17 protein-coding genes are annotated in these 17,058 nt (G+C 62.5%); 8 read left to right on the plus strand and 9 right to left on the minus strand.

Features of this window, described 5'->3' with window-relative positions:
• Positions 1-289 precede the first annotated feature (289 nt).
• From K2W81_RS14000 to K2W81_RS14015, 4 genes are read left to right on the plus strand one after another with little or no spacing between them, the layout of a single operon-like run.
• Positions 290-1,129, plus strand: a complete 840-nt coding sequence (locus K2W81_RS14000) for a metal-dependent hydrolase (RefSeq protein WP_294105404.1) — start codon at positions 290-292, stop codon at positions 1,127-1,129.
• A 17-nt stretch (positions 1,130-1,146) separates the two neighbouring features.
• Positions 1,147-1,692 carry a 2,4'-dihydroxyacetophenone dioxygenase family protein gene (locus K2W81_RS14005; protein WP_294105405.1) on the plus strand — a complete coding sequence of 182 codons (546 nt, stop codon included), beginning with the start codon at positions 1,147-1,149 and terminating at the stop codon, positions 1,690-1,692.
• Positions 1,689-2,732 (plus strand): zinc-binding dehydrogenase, encoded by a 1,044-nt coding sequence (locus K2W81_RS14010; protein ID WP_294105406.1) that lies wholly within the window; start codon positions 1,689-1,691, stop codon positions 2,730-2,732. Before K2W81_RS14005 ends, K2W81_RS14010 begins: the two co-directional genes overlap by 4 nt.
• On the plus strand, positions 2,729-3,604 hold the full coding sequence (locus tag K2W81_RS14015) for an alpha/beta hydrolase (protein WP_294105407.1): 876 nt from the start codon (positions 2,729-2,731) through the stop codon (positions 3,602-3,604). The genes K2W81_RS14010 and K2W81_RS14015 overlap by 4 nt, the downstream gene beginning before the upstream one ends.
• A 121-nt stretch (positions 3,605-3,725) precedes the next feature.
• Here K2W81_RS14015 and K2W81_RS14020 read toward each other — a convergent pair whose 3' ends face one another.
• The 4 genes from K2W81_RS14020 to K2W81_RS14035 all read right to left on the minus strand — a co-directional run bounded on the left by K2W81_RS14020 (position 3,726) and on the right by K2W81_RS14035 (position 9,145).
• Entirely contained in the window at positions 3,726-5,927 is a 2,202-nt protein-coding gene (locus K2W81_RS14020; protein WP_294105409.1) for a TonB-dependent receptor, read from the minus strand.
• A 106-nt stretch (positions 5,928-6,033) separates the two neighbouring features.
• A complete protein-coding gene (locus K2W81_RS14025; RefSeq protein WP_294105410.1) occupies positions 6,034-6,834 on the minus strand; it encodes an enoyl-CoA hydratase/isomerase family protein in 801 nt (266 codons plus the stop codon).
• Positions 6,831-8,438: a class I adenylate-forming enzyme family protein gene (locus K2W81_RS14030; RefSeq protein ID WP_294105412.1), complete on the minus strand. Its 1,608-nt coding sequence runs from the start codon at positions 8,436-8,438 to the stop codon at positions 6,831-6,833. Before K2W81_RS14030 ends, K2W81_RS14025 begins: the two co-directional genes overlap by 4 nt.
• A gap of 62 nt (positions 8,439-8,500) precedes the next feature.
• Positions 8,501-9,145: a TetR/AcrR family transcriptional regulator gene (locus tag K2W81_RS14035; protein WP_294105413.1), complete on the minus strand. Its 645-nt coding sequence runs from the start codon at positions 9,143-9,145 to the stop codon at positions 8,501-8,503.
• Positions 9,146-9,228: 83 nt separating this feature from the next.
• Between K2W81_RS14035 and K2W81_RS14040 the strand changes: the two genes are divergently transcribed.
• Positions 9,229-10,434, plus strand: coding sequence for an acetyl-CoA C-acyltransferase (locus tag K2W81_RS14040; protein WP_294105415.1), 1,206 nt, complete (start codon positions 9,229-9,231; stop codon positions 10,432-10,434).
• Positions 10,434-11,417 (plus strand): NAD(P)-dependent oxidoreductase, encoded by a 984-nt coding sequence (locus K2W81_RS14045; protein WP_294105417.1) that lies wholly within the window; start codon positions 10,434-10,436, stop codon positions 11,415-11,417. The genes K2W81_RS14040 and K2W81_RS14045 overlap by 1 nt, the downstream gene beginning before the upstream one ends.
• 21 nt (positions 11,418-11,438) lie before the next feature.
• Here the strand turns inward: K2W81_RS14045 and K2W81_RS14050 are convergent, their stop codons facing one another.
• From K2W81_RS14050 to K2W81_RS14070, 5 genes are read right to left on the minus strand one after another with little or no spacing between them, the layout of a single operon-like run.
• Complete coding sequence (locus K2W81_RS14050) at positions 11,439-13,007, minus strand: long-chain-fatty-acid--CoA ligase (RefSeq protein ID WP_294105418.1); 1,569 nt, start codon at positions 13,005-13,007, stop codon at positions 11,439-11,441.
• 26 nt (positions 13,008-13,033) lie between these two features.
• Positions 13,034-13,762, minus strand: a complete 729-nt coding sequence (locus K2W81_RS14055) for an alpha/beta fold hydrolase (protein ID WP_294105419.1) — start codon at positions 13,760-13,762, stop codon at positions 13,034-13,036.
• The gene (locus K2W81_RS14060) at positions 13,759-14,919 is read right to left on the minus strand and encodes a thiolase (protein WP_294105421.1); all 1,161 of its coding nucleotides are present in this window, start codon (positions 14,917-14,919) and stop codon (positions 13,759-13,761) included. The genes K2W81_RS14055 and K2W81_RS14060 overlap by 4 nt, the downstream gene beginning before the upstream one ends.
• Positions 14,919-15,329: an OB-fold domain-containing protein gene (locus K2W81_RS14065; RefSeq protein WP_294105422.1), complete on the minus strand. Its 411-nt coding sequence runs from the start codon at positions 15,327-15,329 to the stop codon at positions 14,919-14,921. The genes K2W81_RS14060 and K2W81_RS14065 overlap by 1 nt, the downstream gene beginning before the upstream one ends.
• A gap of 26 nt (positions 15,330-15,355) precedes the next feature.
• Positions 15,356-16,129, minus strand: a complete 774-nt coding sequence (locus K2W81_RS14070) for an SDR family oxidoreductase (protein WP_366932264.1) — start codon at positions 16,127-16,129, stop codon at positions 15,356-15,358.
• Between the two features lie 119 nt (positions 16,130-16,248).
• On the opposite strand from K2W81_RS14070, the gene K2W81_RS14075 reads away from it, so the two are divergent.
• The gene (locus tag K2W81_RS14075) at positions 16,249-16,707 is read left to right on the plus strand and encodes a MaoC family dehydratase (RefSeq protein WP_294105424.1); all 459 of its coding nucleotides are present in this window, start codon (positions 16,249-16,251) and stop codon (positions 16,705-16,707) included.
• A 62-nt stretch (positions 16,708-16,769) separates the two neighbouring features.
• Positions 16,770-17,058 (plus strand): SDR family NAD(P)-dependent oxidoreductase (locus tag K2W81_RS14080; protein ID WP_294105425.1); only part of this gene is annotated, 289 nt, incomplete at its 3' end.

Below are 17,058 nucleotides of genomic sequence, written 5' to 3' on the forward strand. Positions count from 1 at the left end.
GCCGACCAGGAGACGGCGTCATAGCCGCTGGCGCCCGTAGCTGCTGTGTAATCTTTGAGGGAAGAACCGACAGCAGACATTCGCTACACCTCCGATCAATCGACTTGAGCTTACCTCGTCATGGCTGGGCGGGTCCGAATACGGCAAAACGGGCAAACGGGCGCGCCACACGATCTCACGCCCCGGGATAATGGGGCACAGGCTCGATCGAACGTTGATTTTAGCTGAACAAGTGTTTAGTGACAAGATATCAGGACCGCAACGCCGGTCGCTGTGGAGAGGTGCTGTGATGGGCGAACAAGCTACCCAGGCAATGACCGTCAGGCGGATGAATTTCGGCTTCACGCCCGATATGGAGCGCGTGTTCGTGAAGGACGATCCCGATACGTCCTACACCTTCCTCGGCACCTGGATGATGCTGCCCTATCTTGAGCCGTATCTGATTCGCACGATGCGCCAGGCACTGCCGCATATCCGCGAACCCGAGCTGAAAGACGATCTGAAGCGCTTCTGCGCGCAGGAGGGCGAGCATTTCAAGCAACACGCGATCGTCAACGACATGATCCGCGACTTGGTGCCCGGCTTTGCCGCGCTGAAACCCATCGAGCTGGAGCTCGACGCGGAATTCAAGAGTTTCAGCAAGGACAAGCCGCTGAAATTCAACCTGGCTTACGCCGAGGGGTTCGAATCGATGACCAGCGCGATGTCGCGTGCGCAGCTCGAAACCGGCATGTTCGACCGCACCGACAGCCCGCTCGCCGATCTCGCCAAATGGCATATCATGGAGGAGATCGAGCACCGTACCGTCGCGTTCGACATCTATGAACATATCGTCGGCAGCTATCCCTACCGGCTGCGCATCGGCCTGTGGGCGCAATCGCACTTCATCAAATGGGGCACGCGGCTGGCCAAGACGATGAAGGACGCCGACCCTGAGACGATGGCGCGCTTTCAAGAGCCCGAGGTCGTCGCGGCGCGCAAGAAGTTCAACGCGCATTTCTGGCGGCGCGGCCTGCCGCGGCTGGCGAAGACCTATTCGCCCTGGTACGACCCGCGCAAAGTCGACTTGCCCGACGCGTTCCAGATTGCGCGGGGCCGCTATTCCGACCTCGCCACAGCCCTCGCCTGACCCCAGCGGAGAGACCAATGACCGACATGACTCCGGCGCACGCCACCGCCTTGGCCGAATTCGCGGCCAAGGTTGCCGCCCGCCCAATCGTCCCCGCCCATAGCGACACGCAAACCTTGCACGTCGGGGCGAGCGACCTGCCCTGGGCCGAGGCTGGCGACGGCAGCGCGCTGCAACTGCTGCACGTCGATCTGAACCAGGGCATCTGGATCAGCAACACGCGCCTGCCCGCCAATTACAAGGTGGTGAAGCATTTTCACACGGGCCAGGTTTACGGCGTCACGCATCAGGGCCGCTGGTGTTATGCGGAGAGCCCCGAAGAGGTGAATTCGCCGGGCTCCTATCTGTTTGAGCCTGCGGGATCGGTCCATACGCTGACCACGCCCGCCGATCAGGAAGGCGACACCATCGTCTGGTTCGCGGTGCACGGTGCCAACATCAACCTGGACGATGACGGCAACATCATTTCCATCGTCGACGCGCGCGCCGCACTGGAGATTTACTGCGGTTATTGCGATGCGCTCGGGCTCGATCGCAGCAAGCTGATTGTGGTCGGCGCATGATGCGCGCGGTTGTGCTGCGCGATGCCGCGCTGACCGTTGAAGAGCGGCCGATGCCTGAACCGGGTTCCGGCGATGTCCTGATCCAGACGCGCTATTGCGGGATTTGCGGCTCCGACCTTCACCTCGCCAAGCACGGCGCGGAAATCGCCAAGATCGGCGAGGAAATGGGCGCGCCGCCGCAGGATTTGTCGCGCGGGCTGGTGCTGGGGCATGAGTTCATCGGCGAAATCGTCGGCTTCGGTGCGGATACCGCGCAGACGCTGAGCGTCGGCGACCGTGTTGTCTCCGTCCCGTTCCTGCTGCGCGACGGCGCGCCGGTGTCGATCGGGGCCAGCCTCGACGTCGGCGGGGCCTATGCCGAATATTTCCTCGCCTCCGAAGCGCTGCTGATGAAGGTGCCCGACAGCGTGCCCGATGAAGCGGCAGCGCTGGTCGAGCCGCTGGCGATTGCGGTCCACGCCGTCGCCAAGTCGCCGGTATCGGGCGACGCCCATGCGACCATTATCATGGGCTGTGGGCCGATCGGTCTGGCGGTTGCCGCCGTGCTGAAGGCGCGCGGCGTCACCACGATCATCGCCGCCGACTTCTCGCCCAAGCGGCGTGATCTTGCATCGGCAATGGGTGCATCGCTGATGCTCGATCCGCGCGAACGATCGGCCTTTGCAGCAGCAGCAGAGGTCGCCGCCGGCAAGCCCGTCGCGGTGTTCGACTGCACCGGTGCCAAGGGCGTGCTCGCGCGTACGATCAAGGATGCCCCACCGGGCGCGCACATTACCGTGGCGGGCATTGCGCCGGGCGAAGAGACCTTCAGCCCGATGATCGCCATCGCCAAAGAAATCGGCCTGCAATTCGTGGTCTATTACTCGCCGGAAGAATTCGGCGAGGCGCTGACGATGATCGCCGAGGGCAAGCTCAACTGGCAACCTTTGGTGACCGGCAAGGTCAGCCTCGACGAGGTGGCCGCCGCTTTCGTGGCGCTCGAAGACCCCGAAAGCCACGCCAAGATTTTGATCGATCCGCGACGTCCGGCGGCCGCATGACGCCCGAAACGCTAACACTCAGCAACGGCCTGTTGCGCTTTACGGCGAGCGCGATGGGAACGGGGCCGCTGGTCATTCTGATCCACGGATTCCCCGATACGCGCGATACCTTCAATGCCCAACTGCCGGCACTGGCCGAGGCCGGCTTTCGTGCGGTTGCAGTGTCGCTCCGCGGGTATGAACCGTCGTCGCAGCCCGATGATGGCGACTACCGCGTGACCGCGCTGGCCGCCGATGTGATCGCCTGGATCGACGCGCTGGGTGAAACCACCGCGCATCTTGTCGGCCATGATTGGGGCGCGACGATCGCCTTTGCTGCGACGGCCCTCGCGCCCGACCGGATCGCATCGCTGGCCGTCCTTGCCGTCCCCCACCCTGCCCGCTTCGCCGAGACTTATCTGACGGTCCCTGCCCAGCAGGCGCGCTCCGCCTATATCCTGGAATTCATGTCGCCCGACGCGGATGCGATGATCGTGGCCGACAATTGCGCCTATCTCGAAACCCTGTGGCGCAAATGGTCGCCCGGCTGGTCCTTCGCGGAAGGCGATATCGACCCGATGCGGCGCGCGATGCAGCAGCCCGGCGTCGCCACGGCAGCGCTCAGCTATTATCGGCTGGCGTTCGATGCCGTAAGCGATGCGGGCAAGGCGGCGCAGGCTTTGCTGGCAGGTCCATTCGCGGTGCCGACGCTCGGACTGACCGGCGAGGAGGATGGCTGCATTTCCGCCGATGTGTTCGAAGCCTCAATGCGAGACGCCGACTTTCCCGGCAGCGTACGCGTCGAGCCGATAAGCGGGGCTGGCCACTTCCTGCACCGCGAAGCGACTGATCAAGTCAACAGCCAACTGATCTGCTGGATGCGCCGCCACTGAAGGGATCGCACGCCTGATTGATCGTGCCGTTGAATCACGACCGACAGCGAACCAAAACCGGCCAAGCCCCCCAATGTCGCAGTGCAATCTATCGCTGCGACACCAGGGGAGCCCGATCAGTTCAATATTTCATCGTTACCGACAGGCCGATCCGCCGAGGATACACCGCCTGCTGCGCCGTTGGCGTGAACAGGATTGGCCCCTTTTCGTTGGTGATATTGTCGGCAAAAATGTCAAATCTTAGCCTCTTGATCTCGAGGCCCGCACGCAGCGTGAGATTTTCGATCTGCCCACCGAACAGCCCGCTCGCCAGATCCTGCTGGCGATTGCGGAAGGAATAGGCACCGTAGAAATTGAAATTGAGACTTTCGGCAATCTTGCCCGAATAGGTCGCGCCGACCGAATAGTTGTTCTTCGGGACGCCCGGCAGTTGCGACCCGTTCCGTGCCGTCGGCGACACCGCCGTCAGCTGTGGATTGATGTTTTGGAAAGTCGAATTGTTGAAGTTTACGACCCCCTGCAAGGTCAGCCCACGCAGCGGCGTGCGCCAGTTCAGCCCGAGGTCAACACCATAGATACGCGCGTTACCGCCATTGACGACCGAAGGGAGACCGAAGGGCGTGTTGAACGGAATCTGGATGTTGGTCCAGTCGGTGTAATAGAAGGATCCGTCGAAGTAGAAGCCGGCGGGCAGTTTTAGCTTGGTGCCGATTTCATAGGTCCACAAGCTGTCCGGATTGATGATGACGCCAGTGGTAACGCCGCTCAACTGGCCCAACTGCGCCTGAGCGCCCGTCTGAATGGTACCAGAACGGAAGCCGCGCGCGACGTTGATATAGATCAGGGCATCGTCGCTCGGTTTGTAGGTCAGGTTGAAGCGCGGGCTGAGCGCATCGAAATTGCCCCGTCCGCTATCAACTCTCGTAACCCCGCCAAAGGTCGTCGGCCCAGACGCGGTGCGAACGTCGTTGAAGTAACGCAAGCCGATCAGCGGAATCAGCTTGCCGTCAAACAGGCTGTAAGACGCTTCCCCGAAGAACGCGAAGCTCTCGGTTTTGAGGGGTGCGCCAACCACATTGAGGAACGGAATGGCAGGCCCCAGCCCGCGAATATTGACGTCGATGTCCGATCTGATCGTGGCGTTGGTGTAAAGGCCGCCGACAATCCAGCTGAACGGACCACTGCCCTGCGAAACCAGCCGAAGTTCCTGATTGAACGAGCTCGTGGCAAAGGTGCTATTGTTACGAATGCCCACCGGAAGAACAACGCCCGGGGCAACGGCCAATGGAGAATTCACGACGCTGTCGATCCGCAGCTTGTGATCGATGTAAGAGGTGCCACTTTCGAGCGACACCGTGCCCAGATCCCATTTGACCGAACCCGAATAGAAGGTCGCAACCGTGTCGATAAAGGGCGTGATCCCAAAGGGTTCGTGCACGCGCGGCGGATCGACCCGCAACAGGTTATTGCTGTAGTCCTGATGATTGTTGATGTGCCAGATCGACAGATTTACATCGAGATTGTCGGTCGGCTTGAGGAACAGTTTGCCGCGAATGTTCCAGCTTTCGATGCCGTTCAGATTGTTGCCGAGCGCGCCGTCGGCAAAGCCGCTCAGCCTTTCATAGCCGCCCGAGACACCGAGCGCTGCCTTGTCGGTCGCCAGCGGGAAGTTGAACGCGGCGTCCCCTGCATAGTTGGTGCCACCGCCATCCGTGAACGATACCTCGCCCTGGCCCTTTGCGGTAAATTTCGTGGTGTTCGGCTTGGTGGTAACCAGCCGGATCAGGCCGCCCATCGCGCCATTGCCATAAAGTGTCCCCTGCGGCCCGCGCAGGATTTCGGTCCGCTCCAGATTGATGAGGCGCGATGGTGGTGCCAATTGCAGGTTCGGAATACTGAAAATGACGTCGTCGATATAATAGCCGACGGTCGCATCGCCCACGGTGCCCGAGCTGATGCCACGGATCTGAATCGTTTCGAAACCGGGCGCCGCCTTCGATACGATCGACGCGCCGGGAATGAATTCGACCAACTGCGTCAGGTCTTTGGTGCCGCGCCGTTCCAGCGTATCGCCGCTGATCGCCTGGATCGCGGCGGGCACATCGGACAGATTCTGCTCGCGCTTCTGTGCGGTGACAACGACGTCGGCCTCCTGGTCGGCAGCATTGGCCGCCGGGGCCTGCTCCGGCCCGGACTGTGCCGCGCCGGGTGCGGCTTTCTGCGCGGCCGCCGGGGCGGCCAGCAGCGCAATCGCACTGAGCCCGCCCAGCAGCGCGACGCGACGAACATTCGATCCGATCATATAATCCCCTCCAACGGCCATCAGCCCCGCCTTGATGCGGGGTCTTTTCAGGCGACTGCGCCTGAGCAAATTCGTACTAAACATATGTTCAGCGATTGGCAAGATTAAGCTGATCAATTGTTCGATGCTAACGCCCTGAAAAATCGCCGGGCCGCTTCTCCTGAAAAGCATTGATCGCCTCGACGAAATCGTCGGTTCGCGTCCCAAGCAGCCATTGGTCGGCGTCGGCATGCATGATCGATGCGCTCAGCGCGCCCGACAATGCGTTGACGCTGCGCTTGATCATCTGCACCGCAATGGGCGGCAGCGCGGCATATTTTTGGGCCATCGTCAGCGCCACAGCGTCGCGCGCATCTGTCGCGACGATCTCGTCGACAAAGCCCCATCCGTGAAGCGTTTCGGCATCGATCAAATCACCCGACATGACCAACCTCTTCGCCCGCGCCGGCCCGACCAGTTCGACCGCGAGCGGCAAGGCGTTCCACATCAGGTTGATGCCCAGCTTCACCTCGCCATAGCCCATTCGCGTGGTGGTGGTCGCGATCCGGAAATCACACGCGCTGGCAATGCAGGTCGCCGCCCCGGTGGCGATGCCCTGCACCACACAAATTGTTGGCTGATGGATCTCCCGGATCGCCCGCATCAGCCGCGCGCCCTGTTCGGCGGAACGCCTGATCTGGACTGTCGGCTGTGGTGCGCCACCCATCGCCGAAATATCGGCCCCGACGCTAAAATGGTCGCCTTCAGCACGGATGATGACCGCACGGATATCGGGTTCATCGCGAAACCCTTCGGCCAGCTTTTCCAATTGCCCCAGCGACGCGGGGGTCAGCGCGTTGCGCTTGGCGGGGCGATCGAGCGTGATCGTGGCGATCGCCCCGTCGCGCACGATGCGGAAATCGCCATCGGGATTGGGATCAATGCTCATGCCGCAACTTGCTCCGCAAGGCGCGCTTTGAGCGCCTGTTTGTCGACCTTCGAATTCGGCAATAGCGGCAATTCGGCCGCGAAGCTGAATGTCTTGGGCAGTTTATAATTGGCGAGGCGGGGGCGAAGAAATTCCTTCAACGCGTCTTCGTCCAGTGCCGGGTCGCTGGTCGCGATGAAGGCATGGCCGACTTCCTGGAACACGGCGTGCGGCACCGGCAGCACCGCCGCCATATGCACGGATGGATGCTCAACAAGCGCCAGTTCGATTTCAACCGGGTAGATGTTGTAGCCGCCCGATTTGTACATTTCCTTCAAGCGACCGACGAAGCTGTAATTGCCGTCCGCGCGCTCAACCCCGATGTCGCCGGTGCGCAGATAACCATCGGCGGTAAATGCCTCCGCCGTCGCCTCGGGCCGGTTGAAATAGCCCGTCATGCAATAGGGCCCCTTGATCTGGATTTCGCCGCTCTCGCCGATATCGGCAATGCTGCCGTCGGCGCGGGAGATGCGCATGTCCGCAAACGGTAAGGGCTTGCCGATCGTCTCCGCCATCACTGCCGTCGTCGCGTCGAAATCAGATGCGGTGACGATACCGCAGGTTTCGGTCTGGCCATAAACGGTCGACATGGGAATGCCGAGCTCGGCGACGGGCTTCAACAACGCCTCTGCCGTCGATCCGCCGCCAAACACGATCAGCTTGTAATTGCCAAGACGCTGCAGACCCCGCCCCGGCATTGCTGCGAACATTGCAAAGGCGGTCGGGCTGCCGACCAGATAGGTCAGCTGCTCGCGCTCGGTCAGCGCGGCGATCGCTTCCAGGTCAACACGGTGGTGAAAGACGATCTTCCCGCCATAAGCGAACACACTCATGCAGACATTGTTGATCGCGCCGACATGGTTGGTCGGGGCAACGTTGAGGGTCGATTGCAGCCCGTCCTGCATCCAGCTGAGATTGGCGAGCGCCGCCGCCATGACGGCGCGGTGCGATAACATCGCGCCCTTGGGCTTGCCCGTGGTGCCCGACGTATAGACGATGACCGCGATATCTTCGGGGTCGACCGCCGCCCGCCGCGCGGCGAGATCGGCATCGCTAACCCGGCACCCGGCCTCGACAAAGTCAGCAAATACCAGTGCCCGACCGCACGTTTCGCCTAGCGCAACATAGCTCGCGACATTCGGCCCGAGCTGTTGCAATTCATCGAGATAGTCGCGCCCGTCATAATGGTCGCGCGCGAACACCAGCCTCGGCGTCGCATCGTCTAGAAGATAGGCATATTCCGGCCCCTGATAGCGCGGGTTCAGTCCCATCCACACGGCACCAATCGACGCCGTCGCCAGCATCGTCACCCAGAAGTCGAGCGATGAGGGCGCCAGCGTCGCAACCCGGTCGCCCGGCGCGATGCCTTGTGCGATCAGCGCCTTGGCGATGCCATCGACCTGCTCTGCGAGCATCGCATAGCTGAGCCGGACATCGCCATCGACTGCCGCCTCGGCAGTGCCAATGGCGGCGGCGTGGCTCGCCAGAAGATCATGAATCCGGGTACAGGCCATCTGGCGCGTGAATCGCGCCCTGCCCGCACGCGCAATATCGGCGATCCGCATCATGTCTCCCCCAAACCGCTTCGCCAGAAGCATAAGCGATTTTGGCTCGACTGAGCAAGTGTTCAGTTTTTTGGGTCTGGTCGCACGCCACGATACAGCAGATCGGCATAAGCGCGATGCCGCCGGCGCCACAGCGCGCGGTCAAAGCCCGACTTACCCAGCACCCGTTCGACAAAGGGTTCAAGCAGCAAGGTGCCGAGTTCCATATAAACGACCAATAGCGGCAGCCACAGCCGGTCGACATCGGCGCGCATATGGCCTTCGGCATCCATCCGGTCCATTGTCGTGCGCTGGACCTGATAGAAGCGCTCGAATAGCCCCGCCCCCCAGTCGCTTCCTTCCAGCAAGGCGCGCCGCATATAGGCTTTGGTCAAATCCCAATCATCGATATGGCGGGCGATCCAGGCCTCGGTACGGTCAGTTACGCTGTCAAGATCGGCTGGCTTTTCAACACCATCGTAAACATTCTGCTCGAACAGAACCTCTTCGAATTGCGCGATAAAATAACGATCAACCGCCTCGCGCAACCCGTCCTTGGACCCGAAATGATGATTGATCAGGCCGACCGACACTTCCGCTGCGGTTGAGATGTCCCGGACGGTGACTCCGTCGAACCCTTTTTCCGCGAACAGCGCCATGGCAACCTTGATGAGGCGCAGCTTGCCTTTTGACAATTCGACGACGTTCGCGGTGTTTTCTTGTGCCATGAAGCGTGTCTAGCAACTATCACCGGTCTTGCGCAACGCTGAACAAATGTATAGCGCGTGCGCAAACTTCTGGAGGGGATAGCATGACCGACGTTGCGATCATTTCGACCGCCCGCACCGCGATGGCCAAATCGGTGCGCGGCAGCTTCAACGACACCCACCCCATCATCCTGGCGGGCCACACGCTGCGCCATGCGATCGAGCGCGCCGGGATCGATCCGGCCGAGGTCGAGGATGTCATCCTGGGCAGCGGCATGCCTGAAGGGGCAACGGGCTTCAACATCGCCCGCAACGCCGCGATCAAGGCGGGTTGCCCGGTCACGACCAGCGGCGTGGTCATCAATCGCTATTGTTCATCGGGGCTCCAGTCGATCGCGATGGCGGCGTCGCGTATCCGCGATGAAGGCGTGCCGGTGATGGCAGCGGGCGGGGTCGAGTCGATCTCGATGGTCCAGCTGTCGGGCAAGATGAACATGCACGGCGCGACCGAAGCGGGCCTTGCCGCCAGCCATCCCGCGCTGTGGATGAGCATGATTGAGACCGCCGAGATCGTCGCCGAGCGCTATAACGTCAGCCGTGAGGCCCAGGATCAGTACGCGCTGGAAAGCCAGCAGCGCACCGCCGCCGCGCAGGCCAATGGCAAGTTCGACGACGAAATCGTGCCGCTGAAGGCGATTTGGAAGAAGGTCGACAAGGCGACCGGCCAGATCAGCGAGGCCGAGGTGATGGTCGACCGCGACGAATGCAACCGCCCTGAAACGACACTCGAATCGCTCGCCGGACTGAAGCCGGTGCTCAAGAGCGGGATGACGATGGCCGAGGGCAAATATGTCACTGCCGGCAATGCCAGCCAGCAATCCGACGGATCGAGCACGGTGATCCTGATGGCCGGCGATCTCGCCGCCAAGCGCGGCATCACGCCAATGGGCTGGTTCCGGGGCTTTGCCGCCGCTGGCTGCGAGCCCGACGAAATGGGCATCGGCCCGATCTTCGCCGTCCCCCGCCTGCTCGAACGCCACGGCCTGAAGGTCAGCGACATTGGCTTGTGGGAACTGAACGAAGCCTTTGCCAGCCAGTGCCTGTACAGCCGCGACAAGCTCGGCATCGATCCCGCCATCTACAACGTCAATGGCGGCGCGATCTCGATCGGTCATCCATATGGCATGACCGGCGCGCGCGGGGTCGGCCACGTCCTCATTGAGGGCAAGCGGCGCGGGGTGAAATATGCGGTCGTCACCATGTGTGTCGGCGCAGGCATGGGCGCTGCGGGGCTGATAGAAATCGCCTGATGCGCGTATTGGTCACCGGCGGTCCGGGCTTTATCGGGCGGCGCGTCGTCCAGCGCTTTCTGGATGCGGGCTGGGATGTCACCAGCTTCTCGCTGCCCGGCGAAGCGCCGATTGCCAGCTGGTCCGGCCCGGTGCGGATGGCCCATGGCGATCTGGGCGACGCAGCGGCTGTGGCAGGCGCGGCACGCGAATGCGACCTTGCCATCCATCTCGCCGCCCCGGTCGGGGTCGCCGGGCGATATCAATGGCAATGGGATGTGATTGCCGAGGGCACCCGCAACCTGTGTCAGGCCATGGCGGCGCAGGGCGCGCGCGTGGTCGTTGCCTCTTCGATCGCGGTCTATGGCACGCTGATCCAGACGCAGATGTGCCGCGAAGACGACGGTCACGGCCCCTGGGCAGGCGCCTACGGCCGCGCCAAGCAGGGTCAGGAGGAGGTCGCGCTGGAAATTGCGGCGACTACCGGCATGCCACTCACTCTCGTGCGCCCGGCCAATGTCTATGGGCTGGGCGGCGCGAGCGCCTGGGGCGACCGGCTGATCGAGGCGATTGCAGCCACCGGCGGCGCGGTGTTTGGCGATGCGACACGCAACGATGCAGGGCTCGTCTATGTCGAGAACCTCGCCGACGCCCTGTTTCTGGCGGGCACGCGGCACGAAGCGATTGGCCGGACCTATAATGTGTGCGATGAAAATAGCGTGCCGTGGCGGCGCTTTTTTGACGATATGGCAGCGGTCGCAGGCAAGCCGCCGCCACCCGTCATCCCGCTCGCTGACGCGCTGGCGATGGTCAATGCCAACGAAGACCCGGCCAATCTGGTCGAACCCAAAGACCCGAACCTGCCGTCGATGGAAGGACTCAATCTGGTCGGCTTCGACAACCGGATCGATTCGTCGCGCATTCGGGCAGAGCTCAGCTGGTCCCCGCAGGTCGGCTATGCGCAGGCAATGCAGGATATCGCGAAACAATGGGCAGAGCGCTGAACCGCGCCCCGTAACCGCCGTTCAGTTCACATTGCGCCCATGGCCTGCCCAATAGGGTGCCCGCAGGTCGCGTTTCAGCACTTTGCCAGTGGCGGAAATCGGGAATGGCGCTTCGCGAAATTCAACTGATTGCGGGCATTTGAAGCCCGCGATCTTCGCCTTGCAGTGGGCGATCAGGTCATCAGTGGTCGCTTGTGCGCCGGGCTTTGGCCGGACGATGGCATGGACGCGCTCCCCCCATTTTTCGTCAGGGATGCCGATCACGGCGCATTCCAGCACATCCGGGTGCAGGCTGAGCGCGCTTTCGGTTTCGGCCGAATAGACATTTTCCCCGCCGGAAATGATCATGTCCTTGGTCCGATCAACGATGAACAGATAGCCGTCGGTGTCCAGGAAGCCCGCATCGCCCGACATGATCCAGCCGTCCTTCAACGTCGCGGCGGTTTCCTCGGGCCGGTTCCAATAGCCGATCATGTTGCCCGAACTGCGGATGGCGATTTCACCCACCGTACCGGACGGCTGATCCTGTCCGTCTTCACCAACAATGCGTATTTCGGCGAACAACGTCGGCTGGCCGGCCGATTTCAGGCGCGCCGCGTGGGGGCCATCCGGGTCATGATCATTGGGCCCGAGCAAAGTACACACACCGCTGGTTTCGGTCTGGCCATAGCCCTGCGCGAAGCGCGCCTGCGGCAACCGCGCGATCAAGCGACGCAGCGTGCCTTCGGGCATTGGCGAGGCCCCGTAGAGCGCGTTTCTGAGGCTCGACAGGTCGGCACCCTCGGCCTTTGGGTGCGCAATCAGCATCCCCCACATGGCGGGCACCAGACTGAGCGTGTCGATCCGGTCCTGAACCACGCAATCAATGATCGCGCCGGGATCAAAAATTGGCTGCATGATCAGTTGTCGTCCGATGATCGCCGACGCCACCGCAAGCTGCGCGCCCGCCAAATGGAACATCGGCAAAACGCAAAGAATCGCGATGTCGGTCGCCGGTTCTTCATCGCCAAGCTGCCCTGCAAGCAAGGAGCACACCAGGCCGGTGTGACACAGCATCACGCCCTTTGGGTGCCCGGTGGTGCCGCCGGTATAGAAAATGCCCGCTATGTCCTCGCCGCCGCCGCCAAGCGCCGACACCGGCTCCACGTCGCGACGCAGCGCTTTATAGCTGATCGCGCTCAGTGCCGGATCGCCATCGCCGATATGGACGACGGGTACGTCATCGCCCCCTGCCCTCAGATCGGCAATGAGCGCGCCGAAGACGTCATCAACCACGATCACCCTCGGACCGCTGTCTTTCAGCGCATAATCGATCTCGTCTTTCGACCAGCGCGTGTTGAGCGGCACCGCCACCGCCGATAATCGCCAGATGGCGTACAGGCACTCGACATAGCGATCGCTGTTGAGCGCCAGGATCGCGACGCGGTGCCCCGCCGCAACACCCACGCGGCGAAACCCGCCGGCCAATTCCTCAGTCGCCCTGTTGAGCTCGCGCCAGGTCTGCGCGCGGCCTTCGAAACGGATCGCTTGCCGATCAGGAAACATCCGCGCCGCGCGGCTGACAAACTGGGCAAGACGTATCTGGCTCATAATCGACTCCAATGGATTTGAACGGATCAGATCACCGACAGCAGCGCTTTCACGAACTGATCAGGCATCGACAAAAACGGCGAATGCGACGCTTCGAGCGTGGCGACATGCTGGCAGGGCTGGCGGGCGATCAGGCGATCCTGCATCTGGATCGACAGCCCGCGATCCTGGGTACAGCGGATATAGGACCGCGGGACCGACTGGAAATTGTCGCCCAGCCGCACTTTGGTGATCGATGGCCGCAGCGATTCCGGGACCAGGCGCGGCCGCACCCAATCGAGATCAGCATCGCTGCAATCGCCATAATAGACGGGCTTCAGCCGATCAGCGTTGATGGTGACGACGCCTTTCAGCCAGGCAACGCTGCTGGCCCCAGGCAGGTCCGACTCCTTGTCCATCGCCGCAATCGAGGCCAGGCTGTCGCCATCGACCGGCAGGAAGGCCGATACATAGACCAGCCGTTCGAACAGCTCGGGCGCGGCTTCCGCCGCTGCCGAAATAACGGGTCCGCCCATTGAATGGCCAACCGCAATCACCGACCCGCCGGTTTGCCGGGCATCTTCGATGATCGCGTCGGCATAGGCTTTCAATGTCCAGCGCCAACCCGGCCTTCCCCGTTCACCCCGTCCGGGCAGGTCAGGCGTGACAACGCGGTGCCCCGCTTGGCGTAGCAGCGGCACGACCCGGTCCCAGCACCAGCTGGCATGGCAAGCGCCATGCACCAGCATGATCGTCGATGGTGTGGCGGCGCTCATGGACGTTCGTTCGAGAAGATCACGGTCGCGCAGGCCGACCAGAAGCCGCCCCAGCCATGCACCAGCGACGTCTTTGCCCCCGGCACCTGCGCCGCTGCGTCCCCGCGCATCTGGCGCACGGCTTCCAACATGCACAACATGCCGTACGCGCCCGAATGGGCATAAGCGAGACCGCCGCCATTGGTGTTCATCGGCAGCTTGCCGCCGGGCCTAGTATGCCCCTCCCCGATGAAGCGACCGGATTCGCCCACCGGCACGAAGCCAAGGCCTTCAAGGCCGAAGATCGGATTGAAGGCAAAGGCGTCATAGATCATCAGATGATCGATATCGGCATGTGTCACGCCCGCCGACGCAAAGGCATCACGGCCCGAGGTGCGGATCATGTCAGGCTCCATCGGGTTGCGCGTACCTGCCGGGCTGCACCCGCCATTCTCCATCGCCGAACCCGAGCCCAACACATAGACGGGCTTGGTCGGGAAATCCCGCGCACGTTCCGCCGACGTCACCACCATCGCCCCGCCCGCGTCGGAGACGAGGCAGGTCATCGCCCGCCGGATCGGCCACGCGATCATTGGCGAGGCAAGCACTTCATCGACACTGGTTGGCGTCTTCAATTTCGCGCGCGGGTTTTGCGCCGCCCATTCGCGCTGCACGACTGGCACCATCGCGATCTGCGCCTCGGTCAGGCCATGGGTCGCCATGTAGCGGACGAGCGGCTGCCCGAACAATGTCGCCGACAAATTGGCCCCGGCATAGGCAATGTCGAACTGCTGCTCGATCGATCCGGGCTGCACCACATCATAGGCGCAGGGACGCCGGCCATGGCTGCGTCCCGATTCGCCATAGACGATCAGCACGGTCGAGCAATAACCCGCGTTGATCGCCGCGATGGCGCTGCGCAGGTGATAAATCCACGAGCAGCCGCCGATGCTGGTGCCATCGACCCAGCGGGGATAGATGCCCAGTTGCTGAGCGATATTCCCGACCGGGAGATGCCCGACCGTCAGTCCGTCGATATCCGATGCCTTCAGCCCCGCATCGTTGAGCGCATTGACGGCACCATCAATCGCCAGGCCCACCGAGGACAGATGCGGCACCGTGCCGATCTCGGTCGATTCCGCCGCACCGACGATGGCGAAGCTTCCGGGCTTGATCATCACGCGGCCTCCTCGGCGGGGCAGAAGCACAAGAGCTTCGGCCCGTCCCCGAATTTGCGCCATGTCGCGGTCAGCGGCATGTCGATGATGAGCGTCGCGGGGGACTGCTCGCAATCGACGACGGTCGACAACAACCTTGGCCCCTCCTCCAGCGCGATCGTCGCCACCGACATCGGACCCGTTGCTTCCCACAGCGGCCAGGGACTGGGCGTGATCACATAGCTGTAAAGCGTGGCGCGGCCCGACATCTCCTCCCACACGACGTTGCGCGACGTACAATGCGGGCAGACCGGGGCTGGCGGGAAATAGCATTGAGCGCAATCGCCGCAGCGCTGGATCGCCAGCTTTCCCTGCGCAGCGGCGTCCCAATAGGGCTGGGTCTCCGGCAATGGCGTTGGCATCAGGCTCATCTAAGCTTCCTTCTTCCGCTCACCCGTCAGGCCTGGGCGACCACGCCGCCGTCGAGCACCAGACACGCGCCGCTCATGTACCGCGACGCGCGCGAGGCCAGATAGATGGCGGTGCCACCAATATCGTCCGGCTCGCCGATCCGCTTGACCGGGACGACCGCTTCTGCCCGCCCGCGCGTCTCAGGGTCGGCAAGCAGGAAATCGGTCATCTTGCTGGGGAAGAACCCCGGCGCGATGGCATTGACCAGGATATGCTCGGGCGCCAACCGGGCCGACAGATGCTGCGTCAGCGCGAGCACAGCGGCCTTGCTGGTGGAATAGGAGAAGTTATCCATATGCGAATAGCGCAGCGCATTGGCAGACGAGATATTGATGACCCGCGCCGGGTTTCCCGGCGTAGCAGCCGCGCGCAACTGTGGCAGCAGCGCCTGCGTCAGGAAGAACATCGCCTTGACGTTCAGGTCCATCACCTTGTCCCAGCCGCTTTCGGGAAAGATCTCGATCGGCGCGCCCCAAGTGGCACCGGCATTGTTGACGAGGATATCAAGCTTCGTCTCATGCGCGGCAAAACTCTCGGCCAGGGCGCGCACGCCATCCATTGTCCCCAGATCGGCAACAATCGGCACGCAATGCCCGTCGACACCCGCAATGACGGTCGCCATCTCATCGGCCTTACGCGCCGCGAGATAGACGCGCGCGCCAGCGGCGACATAGGCCTGCGCGATCATCGCCCCGATGCCGCGCGATCCGCCGGTGATCAGCGCGGTCTTTCCCGCAATCGAAAACAGGTCGCTTGCCATCGTCATCCTCTCCCGGCCAAGGCCCGTGCTCGTCAGCCGCCTGAGCGGCCCGGTCACATTGACACTGCGCTGCACTGAACATATGTTCAGTTGCAAATCAAGCGGGAGATTTCGGAAACATGGCGACCTATAATCGGGAAACGATCAAAGCCATCGTCGGCACCGAAGTCGGCGTGTCCGACTGGCTGACCGTCACCCAGGATATGGTGAACCAGTTTGCGGCGCTGACCCGCGATCCTGTCGAAATCCACACCAATGTCGAGCTGGCGAAACTAACCCCGTTCGGCGGGACGATTGCCCATGGGCTGTTGACGCTATCGCTGATCGGCGGCTTCTGCACCTCGGCCGAGGTGTTGATGGAAGGCATCACCATGGGCCTAAACTATGGTTTTGACAAAGTGCGCTTCATTGCGCCGGTAAAGACGGGGTCGCGTCTGCGCGGGCGCTTTTTCCTGCGATCGATGGAAGAGAAAAAGCCCGGCCAATGGGTATCGACCTTTGACGTGACGATCGAGATAGAGGGCGAAGATAAACCAGCGCTCGTGGCTGAATGGCTGGGCATGCAGTTCGCCGCATAACATCGAACCGGGCATCGTGCGGCAGCGCATATCGCCCCAGAACAGACATCAGGAGAGAATTCATGACGATCCGTTTCGATCAACGCGTGGCCATCATCACAGGCGCCGGCAATGGCCTGGGACGGCAGCATGCGCTGCAAATGGCGGCGCGCGGTGCCAAGGTGGTGGTAAACGACTATGGCGGCAGCGCGGACGGCACCGGCGGATCATCTGAACCGGCGGAACGGGTGGTCGAGGAGATTGTCGCGGCGGGCGGCGAAGCGATGGCGCATGGTGCCAATGTCGCCAATGCCGAACAGGTCGCCGACATGGTCGACAAGACCATGGCCAAATGGGGCCGGGTCGACATTC

It is taken from the genome of Sphingomonas sp., from assembly GCF_019749955.1.
GTDB lineage: Bacteria > Pseudomonadota > Alphaproteobacteria > Sphingomonadales > Sphingomonadaceae > Sphingomonas.

Coding starts and splice junctions, on each gene's coding strand:
- K2W81_RS14000 (WP_294105404.1), top strand. CDS start 290: ATGGGCGAACAAGCTACCCAGGCAATGACCGTCAGGCGGATGAATTTC.
- K2W81_RS14005 (WP_294105405.1), top strand. CDS start 1,147: ATGACCGACATGACTCCGGCGCACGCCACCGCCTTGGCCGAATTCGCG.
- K2W81_RS14010 (WP_294105406.1), top strand. CDS start 1,689: ATGATGCGCGCGGTTGTGCTGCGCGATGCCGCGCTGACCGTTGAAGAG.
- K2W81_RS14015 (WP_294105407.1), top strand. CDS start 2,729: ATGACGCCCGAAACGCTAACACTCAGCAACGGCCTGTTGCGCTTTACG.
- K2W81_RS14020 (WP_294105409.1), bottom strand. CDS start 5,927: ATGGCCGTTGGAGGGGATTATATGATCGGATCGAATGTTCGTCGCGTC.
- K2W81_RS14025 (WP_294105410.1), bottom strand. CDS start 6,834: ATGAGCATTGATCCCAATCCCGATGGCGATTTCCGCATCGTGCGCGAC.
- K2W81_RS14030 (WP_294105412.1), bottom strand. CDS start 8,438: ATGCGGATCGCCGATATTGCGCGTGCGGGCAGGGCGCGATTCACGCGC.
- K2W81_RS14035 (WP_294105413.1), bottom strand. CDS start 9,145: ATGGCACAAGAAAACACCGCGAACGTCGTCGAATTGTCAAAAGGCAAG.
- K2W81_RS14040 (WP_294105415.1), top strand. CDS start 9,229: ATGACCGACGTTGCGATCATTTCGACCGCCCGCACCGCGATGGCCAAA.
- K2W81_RS14045 (WP_294105417.1), top strand. CDS start 10,434: ATGCGCGTATTGGTCACCGGCGGTCCGGGCTTTATCGGGCGGCGCGTC.
- K2W81_RS14050 (WP_294105418.1), bottom strand. CDS start 13,007: ATGAGCCAGATACGTCTTGCCCAGTTTGTCAGCCGCGCGGCGCGGATG.
- K2W81_RS14055 (WP_294105419.1), bottom strand. CDS start 13,762: ATGAGCGCCGCCACACCATCGACGATCATGCTGGTGCATGGCGCTTGC.
- K2W81_RS14060 (WP_294105421.1), bottom strand. CDS start 14,919: ATGATCAAGCCCGGAAGCTTCGCCATCGTCGGTGCGGCGGAATCGACC.
- K2W81_RS14065 (WP_294105422.1), bottom strand. CDS start 15,329: ATGAGCCTGATGCCAACGCCATTGCCGGAGACCCAGCCCTATTGGGAC.
- K2W81_RS14070 (WP_366932264.1), bottom strand. CDS start 16,129: ATGGCAAGCGACCTGTTTTCGATTGCGGGAAAGACCGCGCTGATCACC.
- K2W81_RS14075 (WP_294105424.1), top strand. CDS start 16,249: ATGGCGACCTATAATCGGGAAACGATCAAAGCCATCGTCGGCACCGAA.